The 11,678-nt window shown below is 42.8% G+C and carries 9 protein-coding genes; 2 read left to right on the forward strand and 7 right to left on the reverse strand.

Annotation, left to right across the window (positions count from 1 at the left end):
- Positions 1-953 precede the first annotated feature (953 nt).
- Positions 954-3,008 (forward strand): molybdopterin oxidoreductase family protein, encoded by a 2,055-nt coding sequence (locus tag MHB50_RS13235; protein ID WP_340083880.1) that lies wholly within the window; start codon positions 954-956, stop codon positions 3,006-3,008.
- 172 nt (positions 3,009-3,180) lie between these two features.
- Here MHB50_RS13235 and MHB50_RS13240 read toward each other — a convergent pair whose 3' ends face one another.
- The 3 genes from MHB50_RS13240 to MHB50_RS13250 form a co-directional block, all read right to left on the reverse strand.
- The gene (locus MHB50_RS13240; RefSeq protein ID WP_340083881.1) at positions 3,181-3,660 is read right to left on the reverse strand and encodes a hypothetical protein; all 480 of its coding nucleotides are present in this window, start codon (positions 3,658-3,660) and stop codon (positions 3,181-3,183) included.
- Complete coding sequence (locus tag MHB50_RS13245) at positions 3,636-4,103, reverse strand: hypothetical protein (RefSeq protein ID WP_340083882.1); 468 nt, start codon at positions 4,101-4,103, stop codon at positions 3,636-3,638. The genes MHB50_RS13240 and MHB50_RS13245 overlap by 25 nt, the downstream gene beginning before the upstream one ends.
- A 526-nt stretch (positions 4,104-4,629) precedes the next feature.
- The gene (locus MHB50_RS13250; protein ID WP_340083883.1) at positions 4,630-6,210 is read right to left on the reverse strand and encodes a glycerol-3-phosphate dehydrogenase/oxidase; all 1,581 of its coding nucleotides are present in this window, start codon (positions 6,208-6,210) and stop codon (positions 4,630-4,632) included.
- A 165-nt stretch (positions 6,211-6,375) separates the two neighbouring features.
- On the opposite strand from MHB50_RS13250, the gene MHB50_RS13255 reads away from it, so the two are divergent.
- Positions 6,376-6,939: a glycerol-3-phosphate responsive antiterminator gene (locus MHB50_RS13255; RefSeq protein ID WP_340083884.1), complete on the forward strand. Its 564-nt coding sequence runs from the start codon at positions 6,376-6,378 to the stop codon at positions 6,937-6,939.
- 45 nt (positions 6,940-6,984) lie between these two features.
- On the opposite strand, the gene MHB50_RS13260 is transcribed toward MHB50_RS13255, so the two are convergent.
- From MHB50_RS13260 to MHB50_RS13275, 4 genes are read right to left on the reverse strand one after another with little or no spacing between them, the layout of a single operon-like run.
- A complete protein-coding gene (locus tag MHB50_RS13260) occupies positions 6,985-7,761 on the reverse strand; it encodes an HAD-IIA family hydrolase (protein ID WP_340083885.1) in 777 nt (258 codons plus the stop codon).
- Positions 7,762-7,782: 21 nt separating this feature from the next.
- Positions 7,783-9,483: an iron ABC transporter permease gene (locus MHB50_RS13265; RefSeq protein ID WP_340083886.1), complete on the reverse strand. Its 1,701-nt coding sequence runs from the start codon at positions 9,481-9,483 to the stop codon at positions 7,783-7,785.
- Positions 9,480-10,610 carry an ABC transporter ATP-binding protein gene (locus MHB50_RS13270; protein ID WP_340083888.1) on the reverse strand — a complete coding sequence of 377 codons (1,131 nt, stop codon included), beginning with the start codon at positions 10,608-10,610 and terminating at the stop codon, positions 9,480-9,482. Before MHB50_RS13270 ends, MHB50_RS13265 begins: the two co-directional genes overlap by 4 nt.
- 16 nt (positions 10,611-10,626) lie before the next feature.
- Complete coding sequence (locus MHB50_RS13275; protein ID WP_340083890.1) at positions 10,627-11,664, reverse strand: extracellular solute-binding protein; 1,038 nt, start codon at positions 11,662-11,664, stop codon at positions 10,627-10,629.
- Positions 11,665-11,678 lie beyond the last annotated feature (14 nt).

The following is an 11,678-nucleotide window of genomic DNA, read 5'->3' on the forward strand; positions in this document are numbered from 1 at the left end:
GGTGTAGAGAGTATCTGGTTTCATTTTATCAGTTCTGCCGAGGTGGGAACAGTTAAAACTTTATAATAATCAGCTATTTTTTGTAATGTTTCATAATAAGGTTCTCGATTACCCTGTTCATACATAAGGCAACATCAATTTTTTGAAAATTTTTATTGAGTAAGATTAGTAGTTGAATGAGCGGTCGCTTTCTTTTGCCACATAGCTTCGTTTCTCTATTTTCGCAGAAAGGCGTTTTCCTTTCTTGTTTTTGTAGTATTGCTATATTCTATTGCCATATATTGGCCGGCGATGATCTTTTCAAAGGAAATCATTGTAATTAACAGCCCATTATTAAAGGACAACTATGCTATTTCTCAAGATATAACTGATAGTGCTTCTCCTGAAAAAGTATTAATGAGCGTTGAATTATAAAAAGAGGTTTATCCTCTACTCTATAAAAATCATGGAACGAAAATGGAATTGGTTTCCCAGAAAGAGGATTCAACAAAAAGATGTATGTCATTAGTGATGATGGGAAAACCCTCTCTTATGGGAAACTAATCGTGCCCTAGAATAAGAACAAATTCCGCTGTTGTTTATTCATTTAAAACATCGGTTATATAGCCAAAACCCTTCCTTCCTCTTTTGTGTAATACGGTACTGGCAACTCTGGGCTCCTTAACATATCCCTTAACCACATGAGCAACTGAATTCAAATATACAATGGCATCGTCTTCCGCTCTTGCTTTACTTGATTTGAATTTCGTTTCGAAAAAGCGACTATATTAGTTCTCCAGTTATTGGCGTTTTCACAGTCTTTTGTTAGAAAATGTCACTTTTTTCAGTGGTGGTATCATGCTACTTTCTTGTGCCTTTTTCTTTATCACCCATCTAGGCTCGCTTATTTTTTCAACGTCCGATTGTCCGTAATATGATATAATCTATGAAATTATGATGTTAGGGGATGCTATATGGAATCTTTTGCACATATAAAAGATGGACTATTTCCTGCGGTTTGCTCCCTTGATTGCCCGGATCAATGCGGATTGCTCATCCATAAACAAGATGGGAAAATCGTGAAAATTGACGGAGATCCGGCTCATCCCGTTACGAAAGGGAGTATTTGCAATAAAGTTCGGAATATGGGAGCGCGACTTTACGATGAAAAAAGATTGAAAACACCTTTAAAGCGGGTTGGACCAAAAGGCGAAGGTACTTTTGTTCCAATCAGTTGGCAAGAAGCGATTGAGAGTATTTGTAATAACTGGAAAAATCTGATTGCAAAACAAGGCCCTGAGTCCATTTTGCCGTATAGCTTTTATGGAAATATGGGCAAGATCCATTCGGAGGGAATGGACAGGCGATTCTTTTACCGGCTCGGGGCAAGCCAGTTAGAACGAACCATTTGTTCAGATGCCGGAAGTGAGGGCTACCGCTATACGATGGGCGGCAGTTTCGGTACGGATCCCGAGGAAATGACAGAAACAAAACTATTTATTTTTTGGGGAATCAACGCGGCGAGCACAAATATGCATCAGGTGATGATCGCGCAAAAAGCGAGAAAACGAGGGGCAAAACTCATCGTCATTGATGTCCATAAAAACCAGACCGGCCGGATGGCGGATTGGTTTATTCCAATTATCCCCGGAACCGATGCGGCATTGGCGCTCGGCATCATGCACATTTTATACAACGAGAACCTCGTTGACCGCGCTTTTTTAAAAAAGCATACCGTAGGATACGAAGAACTGGAACACCACGTAAAGCAATATGAGCCGGAAGTTGTCTCTGGCATTACCGGAATTTCGGTTGAAGATATTTATAAACTTGCCCGGCTGTACGGGGCTACTTCCCCTTCCATGATCCGGATCGGCAACGGATTGCAACACCATGACAACGGGGGGATGATAGTCAGAACCATTTCTTGCCTCCCGGCTTTAACGGGTCAATGGCTGTTGAATGGCGGCGGCGCAATTAAATCAAATTCCGCTTACTTGAACTACAACACAAGGGCATTACAGCGGCCGGATCTGCAAAGAAAACCAACCCGCTCCATTAATATGATCCAATTGGGCCAGGCGCTTATGGAGAAGGACAACCCGATATACTCCCTGTTTGTATATGGCAGCAACCCTGCCGTGGTTGCGCCTAATTCCAGTAAGGTAAGAGAAGGATTGATGCGTGAAGATCTGTTTGTAGTCGTCCATGACTTGTTCTTAACGGAAACGGCGGCATATGCCGATATCGTTTTGCCTGCAACGTCATCCTTTGAGAATAGAGATATTTATACATCGTATTGGCATCATTATTTGCATTTACAGGAGCCAGTAATCCCTCCTTACGGGGAAAGCAAGTCAAATGCGGATGTGTTTAGGTTGCTGGCGGAAGCGATGGGATTTGATGAAGAAGCTTTTAAAGACAGTGATGAAGATATGATTCGCCAGGCGATATCAAATGTGTCGAATCCATATTTTCCCGATGTTACCTTGGAAGAACTGCAAGACAAACGCTTTGTCAAAGCACGTGATCCGCAAAGCCGCTTACAACGGTTGAACACACCAAGCGGGAAAATTGAATTGTATTCGCATAAAATGGCGTTGGACGGGCATCCGCCACTGCCAACGCATATACCGTTGAAAGAAGAGCATTCCGACTATCCGTTTCTATTTGTACCAGGTCCGAACCATAACTTTTTGAATTCCACTTTTTCACATGACGAAAAACATGTACGATTGGAAAAAGCGCCGCAACTGTTCATTCATGAGGAAGACGCGCTGCGGCTCGGTATTGAAAATGGTGATTGGGTCCGCATTTGGAATGATCGTGGAGAATGCGAGCTGCCGGCATCTGTCGGAGACCAAGTTCTCCCAGGCGTTCTGGTCACTCAAGGACTCTGGGCCGATGCCCCTGGAGCAAAGCGACTTGTAAATTCATTGACTCCAGACCGGGAAGCTGACATGGGCGGAGGCGCAGTGTTTTTCTCAGGCAAAGTAAATGCCGAGAAGCTGGTTGTGGTGAGCAAATAAAGATGGAGTAAAGATTAAATGAAAAATAAGCCCATGGTTTTAGGCTTGAAAGTGGCGGGCATCCGCCGGTTTCCTCAAGAGGAAACCCCACAAATGCAAAATCAGTCGTGGAAAAATGGTTCTTTTTTCTACGACTGATTTATTTTAGGGGCTTTTTAGACACGCCCTTTCCTTAACTCTCGATAAGAGTATGTGGAATATATTTTATAAAATTCATTAATTTGATATCAAAGTATTCTTCTATATCTTTTCTTAGCTTTTGCTCTAAATCAACAAACTCAGTAACAATATAATTCAAATCAAATACATTATAAATATCTGATTCTGCCCATATTGATTTAACCCTTGCCTTATCAGAAAACGGTAGCAAAGAAATAATAGCCCCATCTTCATAATCATCATATTCAACAGTATAGTACTGGAATTTCGGTATATTATCTTTTGTAATTTTTTCCTTCCATTTAAACAAAGCTTTGTAAAACTCAAGTATAGCCAACTCTGATTGAAAATATATTTCGTCATTAATTTTAATTGTAAACATTGCCTCTACAGCTAAAATAGATGGTACGTCCTTATTATGTTTATTAGAAATAATCTCTTTATTACTAATAAATTCATATTCAAAACTTATTTTACTGGAAATGCTGACCATATCTTACCATCATATCCTATCACTATTCTAATTTTAGTTTCTCCTTTTGTTCCAACTTTTTTTTCTAAATTGACATCAACTCTAAATGATAATTTTTCATTTTTATTTATTTCAAATTTGGAGACTGATGCTTTCTGCAATGCTTCCTTAATACATTTCTTATCAGTAGTTTGACTATTTGCATTAAATTTACTAAACCTTTGTTTGCTACTCTTTAAGTGCTTACTTTTAACTGTTAGTTTTGCAACGTTTTTTATTGCGTTACTTAGAGCATATTTTCCAAATGCACTTATAAGAGCTCTTTTTCCGTATTTTTTGATAGCCCACGTTGCGCCTTGTCTTAAAACTAAAGCTAAAACTGGTATTGCAGATGCTTGTGCATCAATTGTATTTACATTATATATCTCTCCACTACTTCTAAAAACTGGACCTATCTGGCGCACGATGATCTGCTCAACTGTCCAAATGGCCGGAAAGTGATCTTTCAATCGTACAAAAATAAAAAGAATGCCTTAGGCCATGTCCAAAGCTGAATGCGAGGATTGTTCCGATTGCCCGCTAAAAGCTCGATGTATAAAAGCCAAAGGTAACAGGCAGGTCCATTTGAATATGATCTATGAAGAAATGAAAGCAAAGGCCAAGAGAGCCCTTGAAAGTGAAGAGAACGCAGAAATCTACGCCCGAAGCAAAGTTGGGGTAGAAAGTGTGCTCGGTCACATCAAGGGCAATCGGTCGTTCCCCCGATTTTCCTGCGGGGCCTTGAAAAGGTCCACTTGGAATTCGGGATCGTGGCCCTTGCCCACAACTTCTTGAAAATAGCGGACATCCTCCGGTTTCCTCAAGAGGAAACCCCACAAATGCAAAATCAGTCGTGGAAAAATGGTTCTTTTTTCTACGACTGATTTATTTTAGGGGCTTTTTAGACACGCCCTTTTCCTTTGCAATCCTTCATCCAAATGAGTCCGCCTTTCACTTATGCCTATCCGCCAGTTGTTTCATATAAACCGTTACCGCTTGTTCCCACTTCTTCTTCCAGTCCACGTTAAAAAGACTCGCCCCAGTTCTGCGTGTGAAAAAATCTTCCGGCGTCATGGCCATTTCATACATCATGGCGTAGTGAACAAGCAATTTAATGGCCAATGGCAGATCGCCATCCGGTAACACATCTTCTTTGAGCGAAGCGAGAATATCTGCGTTTGTTCCATAAGTTGCGGCCATTTTCCTCGCTTCTTGTTCATCTAACCCCAACGCTTGCAATTCTCGGCTTTTCTGGTCAACAAACAGATCATAATCCCTCGGACTCGTAAAGTCTCCTCCGGAAAGCCGCAGGTTTTTCGTTACGCATTGTCCGCTTTGAACCCCTTCTTCTTCAAGCTTTTGCGCCAGCATATCCGTAACGGTTTCAGCCATTTTTCGATAACCTGTTAATTTCCCGCCAGCAATAGTTATTAATCCGGTATCAGATATCCAAATTTCATCTTTACGAGATATCTCGGAAGGACCTTTGCCTTTTTCCTGAATTAATGGACGAACTCCAGACCATCCGGATTCAATGTCATCTATAGTAAGATCAAGTTCAGGAAACATAAACTCAATGCATGACAACAAATATTCTTTATCCTCCTCCGTAATGGGCGGATTTTTCAAATCACCATCGAAAAAGGTGTCTGTTGTCCCAACATAAGTTTTTCCGTCTCTCGGAATGGCAAAAACCATCCGGCCATCAGGCGTATCAAAATAAATAGCCTGTCTAAGTGGGAATACCCCTTGATCAATTACAATATGGACACCTTTCGTATGTGTCAGACCTTTTCCTTTTACCTCTATATCTTTTTCAATAAGACTCTCCACCCACGGACCGGTTGCATTGACAACCTTACGGCCCACTGCTTCATATCGTTGATCCGTCAAGACGTCCCGAACCTTAACCCCCGAAATGTTTCCATCTTCATATAAGAAGCCTTCCACCTTTGTATAATTAAGCAGGTCGGCTCCCTTTTCAAAGGCTTTCTTGGCCACTTCTATTGTCAGGCGGGCATCATCCGTCCGATATTCAACATAATAACCGCTTCCCAGGAGACCATCTTTTTTTAAAAGCGGTTCCTTTGCCAATGTTTCTTCCCTCGTCAACATTCGACGCCGTTCATCCCTTTTGACTCCGGCTAAAAAATCATATACCCGCAAGCCAGCAGAAGTCGAAAACTTGCCAAATGTTCCTTTCTTATAGATCGGCAGCAACATCCATTCCGGATGTGTCACGTGGGGCGCATTCTCGTAAACAATCGCCCGCTCCTTTCCAACCTCTGAAACCATACCGACTTCAAACTGCTTTAAGTATCGCAGCCCTCCGTGGACTAGCTTTGTCGACCTGCTGGAAGTTCCCGCGGCAAAATCCTGCATCTCGACGAGAAGTGTCTTCAATCCTCTTGTTACACAGTCAAGAGCGATCCCGGTTCCTGTAATTCCCCCTCCCACAATGATGACATCGTAGTTTGTATCACCTAAATGCTCCAATAATTGGTTTCGTTCCTTAAATGAAAATGTTCTCACTTTAAAATCCTCCGTATAATAAAAGCCACTCCAACCGCCCCGTTTAAAAACGGGGGATTGCAATGGCCTTTTCTCAGAATCTCTGACCCTATATCATATTTTTAACAAATCACTTATGTGATAAACTAAAACTATTAACAATAAAAAGGGTGTGATTTGTACTACATGAGAATTGAAGACATGGTTGAATCACAAATTATCGCTTCCGTTAAAAGTGAAGCCGATCTGGAAATGGCATTAAAGAGCAACGTCAATATCGTCTTCTTGCTTACTGGGAACCTGTTATCCGCTAAGCGCTACATTTTGCAGCTAAAAGAAGCCGGAAAACACGTCTTTCTCCACCTTGACTTTATTGAAGGTCTTTCCAATTCCCGCAGTGCCGTCAACTTCATTGCTGAGGCATGGAAGCCGACAGGAATCATTACGACGAAAGGAAACATGGTCAAATTCGCCAAAGAAATGAACCTCATGACCATTCAACGGATCTTCCTTTTAGATCGCAGCGCCTTGTACAAAGGAATTGAAATGGTAAAATCATGCAGTCCCGATGCTGTCGAAATCATGCCGGGTATCATGCCGAAAATAGTTGATCAGCTTACATCAGAGCTTCCTTATCCCATTATCGTTGGTGGACTAGTTTCGGAACTTCAGGAAGTTCATGACGCATTGAGAGCCGGAGCACTCGCGGTTTCTTCCGGCAATCCGAATATGTGGCATTTCGACCTGTAATCGTTCCTTATCCATATGAATTGATTTTTATAAATCAACAGATTTTTACACAATTTGATCAATGTCCTTCACGCTGGAGAGTGTATATTTGGGTCGGTCCACCGTCCTTTCAAGCATAGATGAATCCGTGATTCCTGTCAACACAAGAACAGAGTTCATCCCTGCTTCATTCCCCATACGAATATCTGTTTCAAGCCGGTCCCCAACCATATAAACGTTTTCTGCGGGAAGCCGAAGAACTTGATCCAATACATAGCTGGCCATAAGATGAGACGGTTTTCCTATAATCATTGTCACCGTTTCTCCTGTCGCACCTTCAATGGCGCCAATCATCGCACCGCAATCGGGTAATTCTCCTTCTTTAACCGGACAAGTCCTATCCGGATTCGTTGCGATGATTTTCGCACCATTTCTCCATGCTTGAAAAGCGATGTTTAACTTATTATAATCAAATTTTCGATCCCAACCGATAACAACATGAGAAGCTAGGTGGGGATCCTTCGCTATATGGATGTTTTCTTCCGCGAGCTCGTCAAATAACGGCTCCTCCCCTATAACGTAAGCCGCATCCCCTGGCTTCATGCTATTTTTTAAATATTTTGCCGTTATAAAGTTGGAACTAATCACTTCATCTAAAGTGGTATCAACTCCAAGCATGTTGAGTTTTTTAACATAATCGGTCCGGCGTGCGATCGACTTGTTTGTCAAAAAAATCACTCGATCCCCCCGGGATTTCAGCCTGTGAATGGCGTCGGCGGCTCCTTCAATCATTTCATCATCAACATAAATCGTTCCATCCAGATCAAATATAAACCCCTTCATCACTGTCACTCCTGTAGTCTGCTATAACTGCTTTTTCCCCAGCCTGTTTGCAAGTGCCTGTAACACAAGTACAAGGACAACTAATACGATCGACATCGCTGCGGCTGTATAATATTCTCCCCGCAATATATTTTGAAAGATCGCCAAACTCATCGGTGCCCACTCAGCCGGAGCCAGAAGGATTGAAACACTGGCTTCCTTAATGACAGTAACGAAAACAAGAACCGATCCAGCCGCTATACCCGGAAGCATAAGTGGTCCAATAATCGTCATCGCCGCTGTAAGCTGTGTGGCTCCAAGATTAATGGCGGCCTCTTCAATATCCTGCTTGATGGCACGCATTGTTCCCATCGTCGACCTGATCATGTACGGAAGACGCCTGATCGTATAGGCGATGATGAGCAGGATAGCTGTTCCCGTTAATTGGAGCGGAGCGGTATTAAAGGTTTGAATAAGCGCAATGCCAAAAGCAATACCTGGAACAACCAACGGGATTGATACCATAAAGTCCAGCGCAGAAGAGTTTTGCCGGACAACGAAATACGAAACGAAAGTTGAAATGATCACACTGACCACAAGCGCGCCCAGCGCCAGAATAATACTGTTTTGAATATTTCCCAGCGAGGTTGAGAAAATTGTTTTATAATGCTGCAGTGTATATCCGTTCGGCAGCGGATCTTTTCCCCATGTTGTCGCAAAAGACTGAATGGCGATTGAAACCATCGCCAAGCATGGAATGAGCACAACGATTAAGGAGTAGATCGAAAGTGTCCAGTTTAATCCTTTATGATCACTAAGCTTTTGCTGCTTAGGCTTTCCGGAAACTGTTCCGTAATTCTTTCCTTTTGTAAACAAATGCTGCAGCCAAAAGAAGAAGCCGGCGACCAGCACCATGACGACCGTTAAGATGGCTGCACCTCCCCAATTAAAGAAACCGGCCATTTCGCGGTAAGCCTCCACAACAAGCAAATTTGTTTCTTTAGGCGCCAAGATGATCGGCGTGCCAAAGTCGGAGAAACTCACAGTAAAAATAAGAAGCGCGCTCGAAATAATACCTGGCAATGCAAGCGGAAACGTTATAAAAGCAAAGGTGAAGAGGTTTTTCGCCCCGAGATTTTGCGAGGCTTCTTCCAAACTTAAGTCACTCACTTTAAACGCGGCTACGAGCGGCCAAAGTGCATATGGAAAGAAGAAGAAAACTTGAACAAGCATGATCCCCGACATGGAATACGGGTTCATCAACATTCCTTCTCCTCCAAGCGCATTGTAAATCTGCGTAACCCAACCTGAGCGGCCAAGCATAATAATGAAAGCATAAGCAGAAATAAAGGTTGGTACGATGAGCGGAACCATACATAAAGCTGATATCGTTTTCTTAAATGGCATTTTGGTGCGGGCAATGCCGTATGCAAGTGGTATACAGACGAGAGTTACAACAATCGTAACGAGAAACGAAAGTAGCAAACTATTTTTCAAAGCGGCAAAGTAACTTCTTGTTGTAAAAATCTTTTTATAATAATCAAAGGACGCCTCTTTAAACTTCTCAACCGTGGAACTGAACGTTGCCGGATCGGTCAGCGAGCCAAGCAGATTGATCGGCTGCCCGGTAAAACTGACGAGAATAACCGAAATAAGCGGAAGAATCAGGAATAGCCCAAAAAATATATAAATGAGGACTTTCACGACCGTCAGACCATTAAATCTCCCTTTTAACTGCTTCATATCAATAGCACCCTCTCGTGTTCCACCGTAAGCTTTACCTTTTTCCCTTCTTCAAAAATGCCGGTTCCGGCAGAATACGTTGTGTCTACAATAAGCTGATAACTTCCGACTTGGACGTCATATCGGACGATTGAACCAAGATATGTTGCCATTATAACGATTCCTTGAATAACGTTTGTATCATCTTCGTTGACTGTTTGATTTGCATCAGCCACTTTCACATGCTCAGGCCGAATAATGACATCCACTTCATCTTTATCTGTCCAGTTTGAGGATCGCAATACAAAACCATCCCCTTTTACAACGGTTAATCCGTTCTCCTTTCCGTCAACAATGGCTTTGAGAATGTTGGATGTTCCAACAAAATCGGCAATGAACGGTGTCGCCGGATGACTATAAAGTTCGGTTGGCGTTCCCACTTGGATCACATTGCCATGATCCATAACCGAAATGCGGTCAGCCATGCTCATTGCTTCTTCTTGATCATGTGTAACAAAAATCGTTGTGATCCCAAGATCCTGTTGAATGGAACGAATTGTATTACGCATCGAATGGCGCAGCTTCTGGTCCAGATTAGAAAGCGGCTCATCCATCAGAAGCACTGCCGGTTCCATAAGAAGCGCCCGCGCCAATGCGACACGCTGCTGCTGGCCCCCAGAAAGCTCACTCGTTAAACGATCCGCATACTGTTCGAGTTCAACATATCGGAGCATTTCTATGACTCTGTCTTTAATGTCCTTTGGAGTCCTCCCAAGCCGTTTCGATAAAAGCCGGGCATATATTGGTAATTTTGCAAACCACTTCTTTGTATTTAGCTGTTTGATGTTCAAGCTGTACGCAACGTTGTCAAACACATTCATATGTGGGAACAAAGCATAACTTTGAAATACCATCCCGCAATTCCGCCTGTTGGCAGGAATCCCCTTCATTTCGCGGTCACCTATGTAAATGGAGCCGCTTGTAGGACTCTCGAAACCCGCGATACATCTCATTGTCGTTGTCTTTCCACAACCCGACGGGCCGAGAAGGGCGAAAAATTCGCCTTCTCGAATGTCGAGGCTAATGTTGTCCAAAGCTGTCATCTCTCCGAATTTCTTTGTTACGTTTTCTATTCTCACTGACCCCATATTGTTTCATCCTTTTCTACTGAAATTTATCTTTCCACTCATTTCGAATGCGGTCATAATTTTCGTTGACCCAATCGATATCAAGATCTATCGCATGCGATTTCACGCTGTCCAAGGTGAGTGGTGTTTTAGATTCTACTTCAGGATTAATTGGAATATGGTACCAATTCGCCAACACTTCCTGTCCTTCTTTAGATAGAAGGAAATCAATAAACTTTTTGCCGCCCTCCTCGTTTGGCCCCCCTTCAACTAGTGATACAGGATTAACAAGAATGGGCGTTTTATCCGGAACAACAAAATCAACGCTTTCTCCCTTGGCTTTTAATTCATACGCCATGAAGTCGAAACCAACCCCAATATGAGCCTCCCCCATGGAAACCGCTTTTGTAGGAGCTGAACCTGAATCCGGCATAGAGTTTGCCTGCTCCGCCAGTTTCTCGAAATATGTCCAAGCTTCGTCTTCTCCCTTTTGCATCATCTTGCTCATAACCATTAAAGTGGCTGTGCCTGAAGCTGCCGGGTTGGAAAATTGGATTTTTCCTTTCCACTTCGGATCAAGTAAATCTTCCCACGTTTTCGGCGCTTCTTCTTCGGAAACAAGTTCAGTGTTATATGAAAATCCAAGGACAAAGATTTCCACACCGACATATTTGCCATCCTCATGTTTCACTTTTATGCCGTTTTCTACCACTTCCCAATCAGCTGCCAAGTCGGGAATATAAGAACCGATAATACCTTTTTCAACAGCAGCTTCAAATGGGAGAATGCCTCCACCTCCATACCAAACATCAGCTTTTGGATTGTCTTTCTCTGCCATCATTTGGTTGACAAGAACATTAGTCCCCGCATAGTGCACATCAACCGTTTCATCATTAAGCTCTTCATATTTTTGCTTCAATTCTTTCGTCATATCTGGTGTTTCCGGGGAATAGAGCGTTATCCGCCCCTCGCCCTTCTCGCCGCCTTCACCTGAGCCCGACGAATCACCTGCACATCCTGCCAACATGACAGCACCCAAAAAAACACTTGCCAAGAATCCTACTACCTTTTTCACTTCGTTCCCCCCTT

It is taken from the genome of Siminovitchia sp. FSL H7-0308 (assembly GCF_037980985.1).
Taxonomy (GTDB): domain Bacteria; phylum Bacillota; class Bacilli; order Bacillales; family Bacillaceae_C; genus Siminovitchia; species Siminovitchia thermophila.